This is a genomic window from Micromonospora sp. DT44 (assembly GCF_049841635.1).
GTDB lineage: Bacteria > Actinomycetota > Actinomycetes > Mycobacteriales > Micromonosporaceae > Micromonospora.
The window spans coordinates 110,112-127,261 of the sequence record NZ_JBNCKS010000014.1 but is presented as its reverse complement, the minus strand read 5'-3'; the positions used below and the strand labels follow the sequence as shown (position 1 = coordinate 127,261).

13 protein-coding genes and 1 pseudogene are annotated in these 17,150 nt (G+C 72.3%); 11 read left to right on the top strand and 3 right to left on the bottom strand.

The window, feature by feature from the left end; genetic code table 11:
- Positions 1-1,581 precede the first annotated feature (1,581 nt).
- Genes thyX through ACLQ25_RS11080 form a run of 3 tightly spaced genes read left to right on the top strand, consistent with a single transcriptional unit; the run spans position 1,582 to position 5,037 of the window.
- Complete coding sequence (gene thyX, locus ACLQ25_RS11090; protein WP_425730796.1) at positions 1,582-2,322, top strand: FAD-dependent thymidylate synthase; 741 nt, start codon at positions 1,582-1,584, stop codon at positions 2,320-2,322.
- Between the two features lie 47 nt (positions 2,323-2,369).
- Positions 2,370-3,296, top strand: coding sequence for a 4-hydroxy-tetrahydrodipicolinate synthase (dapA, locus tag ACLQ25_RS11085; RefSeq protein WP_425730790.1), 927 nt, complete (start codon positions 2,370-2,372; stop codon positions 3,294-3,296).
- Positions 3,297-3,348: 52 nt separating this feature from the next.
- On the top strand, positions 3,349-5,037 hold the full coding sequence (locus tag ACLQ25_RS11080) for a ribonuclease J (RefSeq protein WP_425730789.1): 1,689 nt from the start codon (positions 3,349-3,351) through the stop codon (positions 5,035-5,037).
- A 56-nt stretch (positions 5,038-5,093) separates the two neighbouring features.
- Here the strand turns inward: ACLQ25_RS11080 and ACLQ25_RS11075 are convergent, their stop codons facing one another.
- Positions 5,094-6,752: a YbjN domain-containing protein gene (locus tag ACLQ25_RS11075; RefSeq protein WP_425730788.1), complete on the bottom strand. Its 1,659-nt coding sequence runs from the start codon at positions 6,750-6,752 to the stop codon at positions 5,094-5,096.
- A complete protein-coding gene (locus ACLQ25_RS11070; protein WP_425730787.1) occupies positions 6,749-7,219 on the bottom strand; it encodes a YbjN domain-containing protein in 471 nt (156 codons plus the stop codon). Before ACLQ25_RS11070 ends, ACLQ25_RS11075 begins: the two co-directional genes overlap by 4 nt.
- A gap of 113 nt (positions 7,220-7,332) precedes the next feature.
- On the opposite strand from ACLQ25_RS11070, the gene ACLQ25_RS11065 reads away from it, so the two are divergent.
- Entirely contained in the window at positions 7,333-9,786 is a 2,454-nt protein-coding gene (locus tag ACLQ25_RS11065; protein WP_425730786.1) for a DNA translocase FtsK 4TM domain-containing protein, read from the top strand.
- A gap of 312 nt (positions 9,787-10,098) precedes the next feature.
- Here the strand turns inward: ACLQ25_RS11065 and ACLQ25_RS11060 are convergent.
- A pseudogene (locus ACLQ25_RS11060) lies at positions 10,099-10,412 on the bottom strand (DMT family transporter).
- Between the two features lie 197 nt (positions 10,413-10,609).
- Between ACLQ25_RS11060 and ACLQ25_RS11055 the strand changes: the two are divergent.
- The 7 genes from ACLQ25_RS11055 to pspM all read left to right on the top strand — a co-directional run bounded on the left by ACLQ25_RS11055 (position 10,610) and on the right by pspM (position 17,135).
- On the top strand, positions 10,610-11,533 hold the full coding sequence (locus tag ACLQ25_RS11055; protein WP_425730785.1) for an ornithine cyclodeaminase family protein: 924 nt from the start codon (positions 10,610-10,612) through the stop codon (positions 11,531-11,533).
- A gap of 80 nt (positions 11,534-11,613) precedes the next feature.
- The gene (gene rimO, locus ACLQ25_RS11050) at positions 11,614-13,122 is read left to right on the top strand and encodes a 30S ribosomal protein S12 methylthiotransferase RimO (protein ID WP_357122502.1); all 1,509 of its coding nucleotides are present in this window, start codon (positions 11,614-11,616) and stop codon (positions 13,120-13,122) included.
- A gap of 77 nt (positions 13,123-13,199) precedes the next feature.
- Positions 13,200-13,793, top strand: coding sequence for a CDP-diacylglycerol--glycerol-3-phosphate 3-phosphatidyltransferase (pgsA, locus tag ACLQ25_RS11045; RefSeq protein WP_425730784.1), 594 nt, complete (start codon positions 13,200-13,202; stop codon positions 13,791-13,793).
- A gap of 202 nt (positions 13,794-13,995) precedes the next feature.
- A complete protein-coding gene (locus tag ACLQ25_RS11040) occupies positions 13,996-14,637 on the top strand; it encodes a CinA family protein (RefSeq protein ID WP_425730783.1) in 642 nt (213 codons plus the stop codon).
- A gap of 153 nt (positions 14,638-14,790) precedes the next feature.
- Positions 14,791-15,249 carry a helix-turn-helix domain-containing protein gene (locus ACLQ25_RS11035; protein WP_425730782.1) on the top strand — a complete coding sequence of 153 codons (459 nt, stop codon included), beginning with the start codon at positions 14,791-14,793 and terminating at the stop codon, positions 15,247-15,249.
- Positions 15,250-15,451: 202 nt separating this feature from the next.
- Entirely contained in the window at positions 15,452-16,324 is an 873-nt protein-coding gene (locus ACLQ25_RS11030) for a PspA/IM30 family protein (RefSeq protein WP_396803825.1), read from the top strand.
- A gap of 25 nt (positions 16,325-16,349) precedes the next feature.
- The gene (gene pspM / locus ACLQ25_RS11025; RefSeq protein WP_425730781.1) at positions 16,350-17,135 is read left to right on the top strand and encodes a phage shock envelope stress response protein PspM; all 786 of its coding nucleotides are present in this window, start codon (positions 16,350-16,352) and stop codon (positions 17,133-17,135) included.
- Positions 17,136-17,150 lie beyond the last annotated feature (15 nt).

Genomic DNA, 17,150 nt, shown 5'->3' with positions numbered 1-17,150 from the left:
CTCCCGCTCCCGCTCCCGCTCCCGCTCCCGCTCCCGCTCCCGCTCCCGCTCCCGCTCCCGCTCCCGCTCCCGCTCCCACTCCCACTCCCGCTCAACGCAGGCGCGCGGAACGACTTGTCGCTCACAATCAACTCAAGAGGGCCCATGTTCTGGGGTGGGCGGATGAGAATGAGCACGGCCGCCCCTTCGTAACTTTTGAGCAGTACGCAGCTAGATGGGACATCGACGCGGCGGAACTAGCTAATTGGGTTCGCGGTAGTCACCTCAATCCGGTGTTCGGGCGTGGAGAGCGGGATCGCGTAACCGCTGCGATGGGTAGGTTCGCTCAAAAGGCTTATTTGCCAGAGGAGTGCAAGGCTCATGTTTTGAATTGGGCGGATAAGAGTCAGGGCGGGCCTTCCTGCTCTTATCGCTGGTATGCAGACGATAATAACATCAACCGGACTGCGCTATATAATTGGATTGCCGGGGAGGCGGGCGTTGCGTTCACGCGTCGAGAGCGGGCGCGCATAGCCACGGCAAAAGCGTATACCGCCAATGATTTCTATTCGCCAGAGGAGTGCAAGGCCCATGCTCTGAAGTGGGCGGATGCGAATCGGGATGGGTACGCTTTATCTTATGCCGCTTACGAAATGCGAAACTCTTTATCTTATGTCGTTTACCCAATGCAAAACAGCATCGACCAGTCGCCGCTATATCAGTGGGTTCACGGGAGGGGTGGCGTTGCGGCGTTCACGCCTGAAGAGCAAGCACGCATAGACACGGCGACTAGGCGTGTGGACCCGGGAATTTCGTTAGCGAGTACGGGTGCAGGGGCCACGCAGGTGGGCGGACTTGAACGGTACGCGGGGATGCAACCGGTAAGTTCCGCAGCACAAGCGATGAGCTTGAACTACTCCGACCAAAGGGTCGGCCCCGGTTCGTCTGCCGGCGGGTCCTACAACCGGCCGCCAAGTCCGAATAGCGGCCTGCGGCGGTGAACCAGGCCCGGTCAAGTCGTGGCGCGTGTCCGGCGTCAGTTGGTTGATGTAGACGCGCCTGGGTAGGGGATTGCAGCGCGGCCATGACTGCTTCTGAAGATCATCGAGGTTGTCGAGGCCTTGTCATCTCTTGGAAGTGGATTATGCCTGGGTTGCCGTCATCGCTGATCCCATCGTTCTCGGCGGCATCGGCCGGGGTGTCGGTGCCGGCTCATGCTCCCGGGCTACTCGCGGCCTTGGCGGACCTGCTCGATCCACAGAACCTGATGTTGCGCAATCTGGTGGGATGAAGCGGTCATTGGGTGCAGGGGTGCAGGGGTGCAGGGGTGCAGGGGCCTGCTCGTCGGCTGGGCAGAGTTACGCCAAGGCGGATGTCGCAAACGATTCAGCTCCGAAGGACGTCAACGGTACGGGCTGCGCTGTGCTGGTGCGTGGGTGTTGGCGGGGCGGGCTGTTCCCGCCCGGCGGCTAGGGTGCGCGGAAGCGGCCTGCACGGTGGTCGTCGGGCGGCCTCGCCACTGGCTGAGTGATCGACATTGCAGGGACGTGCCTGAGTTGGGCCGGTGGGCACCGCCCTACTACAGTCCCAGGCATGCCGGACATGGTGCAGCCCCAGGTCAAGTTGATCGCGTGGACCCAGTTCGCGGCCCCGGACGACGTGCCGTGGTCGACCGACGCCGAGGGCGGCCAGGCGCTCGCCGAGTTCGCCGGGCGGGCCTGCTACCAGTCCTGGAAGAAGCCGAACCCGGCCACGGCCACCAACGCCGGCTACCTGGCGCACATCCTCGAGGTGGGCCACCTGAGCGTGCTGGAGCACGGCTCGGTCAGCTTCTACTTCACCGGGGTGTCCCGCTCCTTCACGCACGAGTTGATCCGGCACCGGCACTTCTCGTACTCCCAGCTCTCGCAGCGGTACGTCCCCGAGCGGGACGCGGCCATGGTCGAGCCGGCGGTCATCGCCGACGACCCGGAGCTGCACAAGAAGTTCGTGGAGGCCGCCGAGGCGAGCGTGCGGGCGTACACGGAGCTGTTGGAGGGTCTGGAGCAGCGCTTCTCCGACGAGCCGAACCCGACGCTGCGCCGCAAGCAGGCCCGGCAGGCGGCCCGGGCGGTGCTGCCGAACGCCACCGAGACCCGGATCGTGGTCTCCGGCAACTACCGGGCCTGGCGGCACTTCGTCGCGATGCGGGCCACCGAGCACGCCGACGTGGAGATCCGCGAGCTGGCCGTGGAGTGTCTGCGTCAGCTCCAGGGGGTCGCCCCGAACGTCTTCGCCGACTTCGTGATCACCACCCTGCCGGACGGCACCGAGGTGGCGGCCAGCCCGCACGAGGCGTCCTGAGCCCTTCCCCGGCGGGCTCCGGCTGGTCGTCCGCTAGGTTGGAGGGTATGACGCAGGACCACCCCGACGCCGCGGCCCGACCGGTGTCCCGCCCCTTCGGGCGGGTGCTCACGGCCATGGTGAGCCCGTTCACCCCCGACGGCTCACTCGACCTCGACGGCGCCGCCCGGCTGGCGAGCTACCTGGTCGACGAACAGGGCAACGACGCGCTGGTGGTCAACGGCACCACCGGGGAGTCGCCGACCACCACCGACGCGGAGAAGGAACGCCTGATCCGGGCCGTGGTCGAGGCCGTCGGTGACCGGGCCCGGGTCGTGGCCGGTGTCGGCACCAACGACACCCGGCACACCATCGAGCTGGCGGCCGCCGCCGAGAAGGCCGGCGCGCACGGTCTGCTGGTGGTCACGCCGTACTACAACAAGCCGCCGCAGAGCGGTCTGCTGCGGCACTTCACCGCCGTGGCCGACGCCAGCGGACTGCCGGTGATGCTGTACGACATCCCGCACCGCTCCGGCGTGCCGATCGACACCGAGACTATGGTCCGGCTCGCCGACCATGGCCGCATCGTCGCGGTCAAGGACGCCAAGGGCGACCTGATCGCCACCAGCTGGGTGACCAGCCGGACCGGCCTCGCCTACTACAGCGGCGAGGACGCGCTCACTCTGCCGGCGTTGGCCGTCGGATGCGTGGGCGTGGTCGGCACCTCCACGCACTTCACCGGGGCGCTGACCGCACAGATGATCGAGGCGTACGACGCGGGGGACATGCCCACCGCGCTGGCCCTGCACCGGCGGCTGCTGCCGCTGTTCACCGGCATCTTCCGCACGCAGGGCACCATCCTGGTGAAGGCCGGTCTGGCATCGCTGGGCCTGCCGGCCGGTCCGGTGCGACCCCCGCTCGTGGACGCCACCAACGACGAGATCGCCCAGCTGCGCGCGGACTTCGCGGCAGCGGGCCTGGAGCTACCCGAATGATCGAACGACACGATGGACGCCGAGTGACGGCGTCGCAGAATGAGGTGGACGCGTGACCGAGGCGCACATCGAGGCGGAACTGCCCCCGCCGCTGCCAGAAGGTGGCCTGCGGATCATCCCGCTCGGCGGGCTCGGCGCCATCGGTCGGAACATGACCGTCTTCGAGTACGACGGCAAATTGCTGATCGTCGACTGCGGGGTGCTCTTCCCCGACGTCGAGCAGCCGGGCGTGGACCTGATCCTGCCCGACTTCGGCCCGATCCTGGACCGGCTGGCCGACGTACAGGCGATCGTGCTGACCCATGGCCACGAGGACCACATCGGCGCGGTGCCGTACCTGCTGGCCCACAAACCCGACATCCCGCTGGTCGGCTCGCAGTTCACCCTCGCCCTGGTCGAGGCGAAGCTGGCCGAGCGGCGGATCCAGCCGTACACGCTGACCGTGCGCGAGGGCGGCCGCGAGCGGCTCGGGCCGTTCGAGTGCGAGTTCTTCGCGGTCAACCACTCCATCCCGGACGCGCTCGCGGTGGCCATCCGCACCCCGGCCGGCCTGGTGCTGCACACCGGCGACTTCAAGATGGACCAGCTCCCGCTGGACGGCCGGATCACCGACCTGGCCGGTTTCGCGCGGCTCGGCGCCGAGGGCGTCGACCTGCTGCTCTCCGACTCCACCAACGCTGAGATCCCCGGCTTCGTCACCCCGGAGCGGGAGATCGGGCCGGTCCTCGACTCGATCTTCGCGAAGGCCAAGGGCCGGATCATCGTGGCCTCGTTCGCCTCGCACGTCCACCGGGTGCAGCAGGTCTTCGACTCCGCCGCCGAGCACGGCCGCAAGGTCGCCCTCATCGGCCGGTCCATGGTCCGCAACATGGGCATCGCCCGTGACCTGGGCCTGCTCAACATCCCGGCCGGCCTGGTCATCAGCATCGACGAGGCGACCACGCTGCCTCCGGACCAGATCGTGTTGATGTCCACCGGCTCCCAGGGTGAACCGATGAGCGCCCTGGGCCGGATGGCCAGCGGCGACCACCGGCACATCACCATCGCCCCGGGGGACACCGTGGTGCTGGCCTCCTCGCTGGTGCCAGGCAACGAGACCTCGGTCTACCGGGTCATCAACCGGCTCGCCCGCGCCGGGGCGGTGGTCGTGCACAAGGACGTCGCGAAGGTGCACGTCTCCGGGCACGCGCCGGCCGGCGAACTGCTCTACCTGCTCAACGTGGTCCGGCCCAGCAACCTGATGCCCGTGCACGGCGAGTGGCGTCACCTGCGGGCGCACGCCCGGCTGGGCATCGAGTCCGGGGTCGCCGCCGACCGGGTGGTGATCTGCGAGGACGGCGACGTGGTCGACCTGGTCGAGGGCCGCGCCAGCCTGGTCGGGCACGTGAAGAGCCGGTACGTCTACGTCGACGGCCTCGCCGTCGGTGACGTCAGCGAGTCGCTGCTCACCGAACGGCGGATCCTCGGTGACGGCGGGTTCATCGCCACCACCGTCGTCGTCGACTCGGTCACCGGCAAGGTGGTCGCCGGTCCCACGCTGTCCGCGAAGGGCTTCTCCGAGGACCCGGAGGCGTTCAACCCGGTGATCCCCCTGGTCACCGAGGCGCTCAACCGGGCCGCCTCGGACGGCATCACCGACCCGCACCAGCTCCAGCAGATCGTCCGCCGGACCGTGGGGCGGTGGGTCAACGACGCGTACCGGCGGCGGCCCATGATCGTGCCCACCGTCGTCGAGGTCTGATCAGCTCGCGTTGACGCCGGTCCACCCCGCGAGGGTGGGCCGGCGTCGCCGTACCGTCAGGGCAGGGCGGCGACGGCCTCCGCGTACGCGACGCCGGTGGCGATGGCGGCGTCCACCAGCACCCGCAACTGCGCCGGCGCGACCCCGTGCGCCAGGTCGGTGGCCGCGTCCCCGGCGAGCACGATCTCGCTGTCGAGGTCGTGCGCGTACGCCTTGGGCAGCAGCCGGTCGTGGTTCCACGCGTTGCAGAAGGCGTACGCCTCGGACCGCCGCGCGGCCGGCAGCCGCCGGTCGGCCATCGCCCGGGTGTGCAGCACCTCGCCCCGCTCGCCCGCCCGCCGGAACTGGATCACCGCGGCGCCCCACCGGCCGACCACCGTGCCGTCGTCGTCGACCAGGTACCGGTCGCCGCGCCGGTCCAGCGTCGCGGTGATGAGGTCGGCGGTGAGCGCCATCAGCTCCCGCTCGGACTCCCAGTCCGGCCCGGGCTCGGCGTCGTCCTCCTCGTCGGCGACGTCGCCGCCACTCGGCAGCGGCACCGCCGCCGCGGCGGGACGTTCGGCCAGCCAGGCCGCGATCCTTCCGGACTGATGACCCGTGCCGTTGCGGGCGTCGAAGCTGCCGGCCAGGTCGGTGGCGAGGCCGAGCAGCAGCGCGCCGAGGGTCGACACGTCCAGCTCGGTGGCCGGACGCTCGCCGTACGCCGGGCGGCGCACCCGTCGGTCGCCCAGCCCCGTCTCGTCGGCCAGCCCGCAGACCAGCGCACCCGCCGCGGCGAACTCCATGGCGGCGAGGTCATCGGTGGGCCGGTCCAGTCGGGGCAGCTGCTCGGCCAGGATGGCCAGCCCGCGCTCCAGATGCCCGCCGAGCGCGCAGAACCGCAGGTGGGTCGCGAGATGCCCGAACGCGGCGCGCTCGCGCCGGTGCCGCCGGTACGCCCGCACGTGCGCCGCCGCGGCCTCCTCGGGATCGCCGAGCCGTAACCGGGGCAGCATCCCGGCGACCAGCGCCCGCTCGGGCTGGTCGGTGCAGGCAGGGGCGTCGGTGTCGTACGCCTCCAGCTCGGCGCGGGCCTCCCGCCACTCGCCCCAGCCGGCCAGCAGTTCCGCGCGGCGGGCCGGGGCGCAGCCGGGGCACCCGCCGGCCGGACCGCCACCCGTACCCGCCCACTGCCGGTAGAAGTGTCGGGCGGTGGGTTCGTCGCCCAGGTGGTCGGCGATCCGGCAGCGCAGTTCGGCGACGGTCGGCCCGTCGAGCCCGTCCGTCCCCACCCGCTCGGCCAGATCGGCCAGGAGCAGTCGGGTCTGGTCCAGCCCCACCCGCGGGGTGCCGAGCAGCGCCTCCACCGCGTACCGCTGGTAGCGCGTCAGCAGTACGGTCTCCGCGTCGCCGAGCAGCGTGGGCCACCGGTCGGCGGCGGCCCGGCAGCGCCGTACCGGCTCGACGATCCGCCACCGCTCGCCGTGCAGCAGGTACGCCTCGATGAGCGCGAACCTCGCGTCCAGCGCGGACCGGGCGTCCGCGGCGGCGTCGGCGCGCTCGACGACCCGTTCCAGCGCGGCCAGCCGGCCGGACCCGTCGGGCAGGTCCCCGGCGTCGGCGAGCGCGGACACCAACGCCGGGACGCGCTGCCCGACACCCCGGCCGTCGTCTCCGCCGGCGGGCGCGTGCGCCCGGTCGGTACGGCTGCCCGTGGTCTCCTCCCGGCCGGTCACGTCGACACCGCGCCGGGCAGGCGACCGACCGCCACGGCGAGTTGGCAGCCGGTCGTGATGCCACAGTCGAGCAGTCGGTCGAGCTGGTGGGGTGTGACGCCACGTTCCAGGTCGGTGATCACCTCACCGTGGATCCGGGCCCGGCCGGCGTCGTCGACGTGCACGAACGCCTTCGGCCAGAGCCGGTCGTGGTTCCACGCGTTGCAGAAGGCGTACAGGTCGGGCACCCGCTCGATCCCGAAGGTCGGCGCGACCATCGTGCGGACCTGGAGCAGCTCGCCATCGGCGCCGATGCGCAGGAACCAGATCAGGTTGTCGTCGAACCGTCCCACGAGGTCACCGTCGGGGGCACGGCCGACCGGGCGGCCGCGCGCGGCGAGCACCGCGGCGATCAGCTCGCCGGTCAGCGGGCGTACCGCACCGGGGTGCCCGGCCAGCGGATCGTCCTCGATTCCCGGCGACGCCATCGGGCATCCCTTCTGAGGCGGATATCACGACCGGCGGCGGGGTCCGTGCTGCGACGCGCGGACACGACCCGGAAAAGCGGCGATCTGCCCGGCCCCACCGTTACCGTGACTCTATGGCGGGCCGTACCTCTCAGGCGAGCCGGCGACGCGGCGCGTCGCCGCGCGGTGGCACCAACAGCCGTGCCCGTCAACCGGCGAAGAAGACCGGGGCACCGGTACGGCGACGCACCACACCCGCCCGTCCGGGCCCCGCCGTCTACGTGGGCCGCGCTGTCGGTGCACTGTGGATGGGGCTGGCGCACGGGATGGGGTGGGCGGTGCGGGCCGCCGGCCGGCAGGCCGCCTCCGCCCGCGACCTGGACCCGGAGCACCGCCGCGACGGGGCCGGACTGCTGCTGTTCGGGCTCGCCCTGCTCAGCGCCGTGGCGCTGTGGTTCTCCGGCGCGGGTCCGGTGGGCGCCCGCCTGGCCGGCACGGTCCGGCTGTTCCTCGGCGCGATCTCCGTCGTGGTGCCGGTGCTGCTGATGATCGGGGCGTGGCGGCTCATGCGTCAGCCGGCCGATCCGGAACACCGGGGTCGAGGGCTGATCGGGTGGGGTTCGCTGCTGGTGTCGACCGCCGCGCTGCTCCAGATCGGTCAGGACCCGGTGGACACCGTGGAGCGTGACTTCGCCGGTGGCCTGGTCGGCGCCGGCGTGGGCGGGTTGCTGGAACGGGCGGTCACCGCGTGGGTGGCCGTACCCCTGCTGGTCCTGCTCCTGCTCTTCGGCCTGCTCGTGGTCACGGCGACGCCGATCAACAAGATCCCGGAGCGGCTGGGCCTGCTCGCCGGAGGGTTGGTCGCGCCTCCGGAGACCACCGAGGAGGACGACGAGCCGGTCGCGCGGCCCGCGCGCAAGCGTCCGTCGAGGCGGATGCCGCCACCGATCGACCCGGACGACTTCGAGGACACCGAGGGCGCGGACCTCCAGGAGACGATGGTCCTGCCGCGCAAGGCCCCGGCGAAGGTGCCGGCCAGCCGCAAGCCGGCCGAGCCGCCGGAGCACTCGCCCGCGCCCACCCGCGCCGAGCAGCTCGCGTTGACCGGGTTGGCCGGCGACTACACCCTGCCGCCGGCGAACATGCTCAGCGCCGGTGCCGCCGCGAAGACCCGCAGCAAGGCCAACGACGAGGTGATCGCGGCGCTGACCGGCGTCTTCGACCAGTTCGACGTGGACGCCGCCGTCACCGGCTTCACCCGGGGTCCGACGGTCACCCGCTACGAGGTGGAGTTGGGGCACGGCGTCAAGGTCGAGCGGATCACCCAGCTCTCCCGCAACATCGCCTACGCGGTGAAGTCGCCGGACGTACGGATCCTCAGCCCGATCCCGGGCAAGAGCGCGGTCGGCGTGGAGATTCCGAACACCGACCCGGAGAACGTGGCCCTCGGCGACGTGCTGCGTTCGCGGGCGGCGACGAGCGACCACCACCCGATGGTGGTGGCGCTCGGCAAGGACATCGAGGGCGGCTACGTGGTGGCCAACCTCGCCAAGATGCCGCACATCCTCATCGCCGGCGCGACCGGCGCCGGCAAGTCGAGCTGCCTGAATAGTCTACTTGTGTCCGTTTTAACCAGAGCTACGCCGGACGAGGTGCGGCTGCTGCTGATCGACCCGAAGCGGGTCGAGATGACCGGCTACGAGGGCATCCCGCACCTGGTCACGCCGATCGTCACGAACGCCAAGAAGGCGGCCGACTCGCTGGACTGGGTCGTCCGCGAGATGGACATGCGCTACGACGACCTCGCGGCCAACGGCGTCCGGCACATCGACGACTTCAACCGCAAGGTGCGCAACGGCGAGATCAAGGCGCCGCCGGGCAGCGAGCGGGAGATGCGCCCGTACCCGTACCTGCTGGTGATCGTGGACGAGCTGGCCGACCTGATGATGGTCGCGCCGCGTGACGTGGAGGACTCGGTCGTCCGGATCACCCAGCTGGCGCGGGCCGCCGGTATCCACCTGGTGCTGGCCACCCAGCGGCCCTCGGTCGACGTGGTGACCGGTCTGATCAAGGCGAACGTGCCGTCCCGGCTGGCGTTCGCCACCTCGTCTCTCGCGGACTCGCGGGTCATTCTCGACCAGCCGGGCGCGGAGAAGCTGCTCGGCCGGGGTGACGGGCTCTTCCTGCCGATGGGCGCGTCGAAGCCGGTCCGCATCCAGGGCGCCTGGGTCACCGAGGGAGAGATCGCCGACGTGGTGAAGTTCTGCAAGGACCAGCGCGAGCCGGAGTTCCGCAAGGACGTGCTGGCCCCCGCCCAGGACACCAAGAAGAAGATCGACGAGGACATCGGCGACGACCTCGACCTGCTGGTGCAGGCCGTGGAGCTGGTGGTCACCTCACAGTTCGGCTCGACCTCGATGCTCCAGCGCAAACTGCGGGTCGGTTTCGCCAAGGCGGGCCGGCTCATGGATCTCATGGAGACCCGTGGGGTCGTCGGGCCGTCGGAGGGGTCGAAGGCGCGCGACGTGTTGGTCAAGCCGGACGAGCTGGAGGACGTCCTGGTCGGTCTGCGCGGCGACGTGGACTGACCACTCGCGACCCCGGACACACGACGGGCCCGCCGGTATCCGGCGGGCCCGTGACGTCGGGGTGGGCCAGTTGTTGATCAGCGCCGCGACGACCACCAGGCCGATGATCGCGGCCACGCCGCTGGCCGCGGCGGCGTACCAGCCCAGCGGCTTGTCACCCAGGACCGCGCCGACGATGCCGGCGATGATGCCGAGCACGCCGAAGATGATCGGGTTGAGCAGCAGGGCGAGCACCGCGAACACGAAACCCACGATGGTGAGGATGCGGGCGGCGTTGCTGCGGGGACGGGCGGTGGTGGGGATGCGTGATCGTCAATGGAAGATCTTCAGGCCGACCACGCCGGCGACCACCAGCAACAGGCAGAAGATCCGGGGCAGGCTCACCGACTCGCCGAGCGCCACCATTGAAACCAGCGCCGTGCCCACCGCGCCGATACCGACCCAGACGGCGTAGCCGGTGCCGACCGGATGTCGCGCAGCGCGTACGCCAGGCCGCCCATGCTCAGCGCCAGGGCCACCACGAACACCACCGAGGGGAGCAGCCGGCTGAAGCCGGCGCTGCGGTCCAGGGCGACGGCCCAGGCCGTCTCCAGCAGCCCGGAGATCACGAGTACGAGCCAGGCCATCGTTCACCTCACGAGGACGAGTCGGGTCAGTCTGCCGGGGCGTCTTGGCCTGACCGGCTACGCCCACCGCTCGTCCGGAGTGACCACCGCGTCCGGGGCCACCACGGCCGACGCTAGCACCGGCTGGCGGCCCTGGACGGTGACCCACGCCACCACGCATTGACCTCTACTTCGCTTCAACTTGCACTATGGCGGGCATGGCCCTGCTCTATGCCGACCCCGAGGTCGCCGCCACCCTGGACGCCGCCACCACCGTCGACGCCATGCGGGCCGCCCTGGTGGCCGCGTACGAGGGGCGGTTGCTCGCCCCACCCCGGGCCGCCGCCCCGCTCGATGGCGGGCGAATGGTGCTCACCGCCGGGCACCTGGTCGGCCAGTGGTACGGCTACCGCTCGTACGACACGTTCGGCCACCCCCAGGGAGAGCAACTGGTCGTGCTGCACGACGCCGACACCGGGGCGGTGCGGGCCGTCGCCGTCGGCGAGGAGCTGGGCTCCCGTCGTACCGGTGGACTGGGCGGCGTCGCGGTGGACGCGCTGGCCCGGCCGGACGCGGCCACCCTCGGCGTGATCGGCTCCGGGCGGCAGGCGTGGACCCAGGTGTGGGCCGCCGCGGCCGTGCGCCCGCTGCGCGAGGTGGTGGTGCACAGCCGTTCGACGGCGCGCCGGGACGCCTTCGCCACCCGGGTACGCGCCGAACTGGGCGTGCCGGCCCGCGCGGTCGCCGACCCCGGCGCGGCCGTCAGCGGCCGGGACATCGTGGTGCTCGCCACCACGAGCCCCACGCCGGTGCTGCGCGCCGCCGACGTGAGCCCCGGCACGCACGTCAACACGGTCGGCTTCAAGCAGCACGACCGCAGCGAGTTCGGCACCGACCTGTTGGACGCCGCCGACCTGCTGGTCACCGATTCGCCGGCCCAGGCGGCGGACTACCAACCGCCGATGCTCGCGGCCCTGCCCGCGTACGCCGGGCGGCTTCGGGACCTGGGCGGCATCCTGGCGGGCGCGGTTCCCGGCCGGACCACGGCGGACCAGGTCTCCGTCTTCTGCTGCACGGGCCTGGCCGGTACCGAGGTCTTCCTGCTCGACGCCCTGACCCGGGCGACCGCCGTGACCCGGTGACCGCCGCCCGCACGTGGTGTGATCCCGCCGGCCGCCGTGCCCGCGCGCGTGGGCTACCGCGAGCGGCCCGGTACCCTCGGATGGTGTCTGCCACCTCTCCTTCCGCTTCCGACAACGCCGAGGGCCGTCGCGTCGCCCTGCTCACCCTGGGCTGCGCCCGTAACGAGGTCGACTCGGAGGAGCTGGCCGCCCGGCTGCACGCCGACGGCTGGCAGGTGAGCACCGACGGCGAGGGCGCCGACGTCGTGGTCGTGAACACCTGCGGCTTCGTGGAGAAGGCCAAGCAGGATTCGATCCAGACGCTGCTCGCCGCCGCCGGGACGGGCGCGAAGGTGGTGGCCGCCGGTTGCATGGCCGAGCGGTACGGCAAGGAGTTGGCCGACAGTCTGCCCGAGGCACAGGCGGTGCTGAGCTTCGACGACTACCCGGACATCGCCGCCCGGCTCAACGCCGTGGTCGCCGGTGAACAGGTCACCGCGCACACCCCGCGGGACCGCCGTGAGCTGCTGCCCCTGACGCCGGTGAAGCGCCGCGACAGCGGCGTGTCCCTGCCCGGGCACGGCACCGTGGCGCGCGCCGCCGTCGAGACCGACGAGCACACCCCGGCGCACCTGCGTCAGGTGTTGCGCCGTCGACTGGACACCGGCCCGGTCGCGTCGTTGAAGCTCGCCAGCGGCTGTGACCGGCGCTGCGCGTTCTGTGCCATCCCGGCGTTCCGTGGGGCGTTCGTCTCGCGTACCCCGGACGAGCTGCTCGCCGAGGCGGAGTGGCTGGCCAAGACCGGCGTACGGGAGCTGGTGCTGGTCAGCGAGAACTCCACCTCGTACGGCAAGGACCTGGGCGACCCGCGCGCGCTGGAGAAGCTGCTGCCGCAGCTCGCCGCGGTGTCCGGCATCGTCCGGGTGCGGGTGAGCTATCTCCAGCCGGCCGAGACGCGGCCCGGGCTGGTCGAGGCGATCGCCGGTACCCCCGGGGTGGCCCCGTACTTCGACCTGTCGTTCCAGCACTCCAGCGAGCCCGTGCTGCGTCGGATGCGGCGTTTCGGCTCCACCGACCGGTTCCTGGAGCTGCTGGCCAGCGCCCGGGCGCTCGCGCCGGAGGCGGGCGCGCGGAGCAACTTCATCGTCGGCTTCCCCGGGGAGACCCGCGCCGACATCGACGAGCTGACCCGGTTCCTGACCGAGGCCCGGCTCGACGCGATCGGCATGTTCGACTACAGCGACGAGGACGGCACCGAGGCCGCCGGACTGCCTGGCAAGGTCTCCGCCGCGACCATCAAGCGGCGGTACGACCGGCTGAGCGCGCTCGCCGACGAGCTCTGCTCCCAGCGGGCCGAGGACCGGCTCGGCTCGACCGTCGAGGTGCTCGTCGACGCGATCGTGGACGGCGTGGTGGAGGGCCGGGCCGCCCACCAGGCGCCGGAGGTGGACGGATCGACCACCCTGGTCGCGCCGGTCGACGGCGGGGTCGACCTGAGCGCACTGCGTCCGGGTGACCTGGTGCGGGCCACGGTGACCGGCACCGAAGGGGTGGATCTGCTCGCGGTGCCGGATGAGATGATCTCGGCGGCGCCCGGCGCGGCACGGTGACGGCGGGCCCGGACGGAGCGGGGGAGCCAGGTGGTGCGGTGTCGGGAACGCCACGGCGGCCCGAGCGGAGCGAGACGGTGACCGGGGCGACGGAGTCGACGCCGGCCCGCGTGGTCGCGCGGGTGCCCGTGCTCAACGCGGCCAACGCCCTGACCGCGCTGCGGCTGGTGCTGGTGCCGGTCTTCGCCGCCTCGGTGATCGTGTCGGGGATGACCCACACCGGCTGGCGGATGGCAGCCTGCCTGATCTTCGCGGTGGCCTCGGCGACCGACCTGGTGGACGGTTGGATCGCCCGCCGGTTCGGGCTGGTCACCTCGGTCGGCAAGGTCGCCGACCCGATCGCCGACAAGGCGCTCACCGGGGCGGCCCTGGTGCTGCTCTCCTGGTACGACCGGCTGCCCTGGTGGGTGACGGCGCTGATCCTCGTCCGCGAGCTGGGCATCACCGGGCTGCGGTTCTGGGTGATCCGGCACGGTGTGATCGCGGCCAGCCGTGGCGGCAAGATCAAGACCGCGCTGCAGATCCTGGCCATCGCCTGGTACCTCTGGCCGATGCCGGCCACCCTCGCCGCTGTCGGCCCCTGGATCATGGGTGCCGCCGTCCTGGTCACGGTGGCAACCGGCTTCGACTACATCCTCCAGGCCCTCCGCCTCCGCCGCCCCCACCCCTAACCCCCACCCCCCCGACCCCCGCGCCGGCCCTCCCAGGCCGGTGATCATGAAGTTGTTGCGGCTCGGGCCGGCGTGTCGAGGCGATAACTTCATGATCGACGGGGTTGGGCTGGGGGGTTGGGCTGGGGGGTTGGGCTGGGGGGTTGGGCTGGGGGGTTGGGCTGGGAGGGTTGGGGGTTGGCCGGTGGGGAAGGACGGGATCATGCAGCGGGACGAGAACGCGACGGGTAGCGCGGCGGCGGCTGTCGTGCACAGCCTTTCGCAGCGGCACGAGACCCTCGCCACCGTCGAATCGCTCACCGGCGGGCTGCTGGCCGCGTCGATCGTGGAGATCGCCGGGGTCAGCCGGATCTACCGGGGCGGGCTGGTCGTCTACGCCACCGAACTGAAGGCCACGCTCGCCGACGTGCCGCCCGACCTGCTGGCCGAGCGCGGACCCGTCGACCCCGACGTGGCGGCGGCGCTCGCCGAGGGCGGTCGGCAGCGCTGCGGAGCGGACTGGGGGCTCGCCACCACCGGGGTCGCCGGCCCGGAGCCGCAGGACGGCAAGCCCGTCGGCCTGGTCTACGTCGCGGTCGCCGGCCCGACCGGCGTCGAGGTCCGCGAACTCGACCTCGACGGGGGGCGGGACCACGTACGTTCGGCCGCCGTGATCGAGGCGCTGCGGCTGCTCGCCGAACACATCCACGCCTCCGACGAGGCCGCCATCGAGGGCCTGGAGACAACGGACACGGCCATCCCCGCTGGCGGGAAGACGGCTGCCGGAGTCGCCGGGAACGGCTCGGGAGCGGCCGCTGAAAGCGTCCGGGACGGTCTGGGTACGGCCGGCGCGGGGCGTCGGTGAGTCGTCCCGACAGGATCCGACGGGCGGGGTGGGATGTCGCCGGGGCGCGCAGCGGGTACGGTTGCGGGAAGGCTCCGACGCTCGGAGCCGGCGCGGTCCGCCGCAGCCGGCTGCCCGACGCCGGGCGTGAGGTATCCCTCAGGGGGAGGTGCGATGGTCCTGCTACGCCGGGTGATCGGTGACGCACTGCGGGCGCGCCGGCAGGGACAGCAGCGCACACTGCGTGAGGTGTCCACCGCCGCCAATGTCAGCCTCGGTTACCTCTCCGAGATCGAGCGGGGGCACAAGGAGCCGTCCAGCGAGCTGCTGGCCGCGATCTGTGACGCGCTCGGCGCCCGCCTTTCCGAACTTCTCCGCGAGGTGAGCGACACCGTGGCGCTCGCCGAGCAGATGCCCGCCGGGGTGCTCGTCGGCATGCAGGACGAGCCGGCCGAGGCCGCGTCCGTCGCGCCGGCCGCCGTGCGCAAGGCCGCCAACCGGGGCGTCCGCCAGGTCACCTCCGACGGCAAGGTCGCGGTGTCGGTCCGGCAGGATTCCCCGCTGCGGGCGACGCTGCGCAGCACGCGGGTCCGGCCCACCGAGCGCGACCGGGACGTGGTCTGCGCCGCCTGAGCACCGTGCGTCCGTTGCCCATGGGCGACGTGGCCCCGGCCGCGTAGGGTTGCCCGCAGGAGCCGACGGTGCCCGTCGTGCGCCCGGTACGGATGCCGCGCTGGCGTTCGGCTGGGACGATGGAGACCGGCCGGGTCGCGGTCGGTCGGCGCAATCCGGCCCGACCGCGGTGGAGCGACGCTACTGAGGGGATACCGCGGAGATGGCGAACCCGTTCGTCAAGGGCTGGAACTACCTGATGGCGCTCTTCGGCGCGAAGATCGACGAGCACGCCGACCCGAAGGTGCAGATCCAGCAGGCCATCGAGGATGCCCAGCGGCAGCACCAGGCGCTGGTCCAGCAGGCGGCCGCCGTCATCGGCAACCAGCGTCAGCTGGAGATGAAGCTGTCCCGGCAGATGTCCGAGGTCGAGCGGCTCCAGGGCAACGCCCGGCAGGCCCTGGTGCTGTCCGACCAGGCCCGCGCCAAGGGCGACGAGGCCGAGGCGGGGCGGTTCGAGCAGTCCGCGCAGGCCCTGGCCACCCAGCTGGTCTCCGCCGAGCAGGCCACCGAGGACCTGAAGACCCTGCACGACCAGGCGCTCGGCGCGGCCGCGCAGGCCCGCCGCGCCGTCGAGAACAACTCGATGATCCTCCAGCAGAAGCTCGCCGAGCGCACCAAGCTGCTCAGCCAGCTGGAGCAGGCCAAGATGCAGGAGACCGTGGCCCGCTCGTTGGAGTCGATGTCGTCGCTGACCGCACCCACCAACACCCCCTCCCTGGACGAGGTGCGGGACCGCATCGAGCGGCGGTATGCCAACGCCATGGGCCGCGCCGAGCTGGCCGGCAACTCTGTCGAGGGTCGGATGCTGGAGATCCAGAAGGCGACCATCGACTCGGCCGGTTCGGCCCGGCTGGAGCAGATCCGCTCCAGCATGGCGGGGGAGCAGCTCGGCGGCACGGCGCAGCGCCCGGCGGTGCCGCAGGCCGAGCAGGCGGGCCCGGGCAGCGACCCGACCGCCGCCGCTCGGCTGGACGAGCTGCGCGCGAGCATGGCCCGCGAGCGGGGCACCGGCGACCCGACCGCCGCCGGCTGAACGACCGGTCCGAGGGGGGCTTTCGGTGGCAGACGAGCGGACACGCTACTTCCGTCAACTGGGTCGGCTGCGCCGGTCCGCCCGGCGATGGAGCGTACTGGCCGGTGGGCTCGGCGCGGCCACGGCGGTGCTGACGCCGTACGCCGGGCTCGGTCTGCCGGACGCGGCCTGGGCCGGCGCCGCGGGCAGCGCGCTGGCGTTGGCCGCCTGGCGCTGGATCGACCTGCGGGCGCTGGCCGCCCGGCCCGCACCCCCGGCGCTGGACCCGGCCGAGGCCGCCGCCCGGTCCCGGGCCCGGCTGGTGGCCGCCGTGGAGCGACTGCCGGTCGGCTCGGGCGTGCTGGCCGAGGTACGCCGGGTGCGCGGCCGGGTCGCGCTGCGTGGCACCACCGCCGGGCAGCAGTGGGCGCGACTGGACCGTGCCTCGCTCACCCTGGCGGGGATGGCGCCCCGGCTCACCGGGCTGGCCGAACCGGCCGTGCAGGAGGCCGCTGCCGCCGACCGGTCGCTGCGGGAACTCGCCAACCGGGTGGCCAGCGTCGAACGGGCCCTGCGGCTCGCGCCGACCGACGCCCGGGCGCCGCTGGCCGACGCGCACGCCGCGTTGACCGCCCAGTTGGAGAGCGGCGTGGCGGCGTACGAGCGGTTGGTGGTCGCCGCCGCCGGCTATCTCGCCGAGGACGCCCGCCCGGAGCCCACCCACCCGGCCGCCGACCGACTCACCGAGGCCACCGACCTCCTGCACGGCGTGGCCTCGGCCCTGGCCGAGCTGCGCGCCGGCGGCGCCGGCCTGCGCGCGCCCACCCGCTGAGCCGCACCCCTCGCG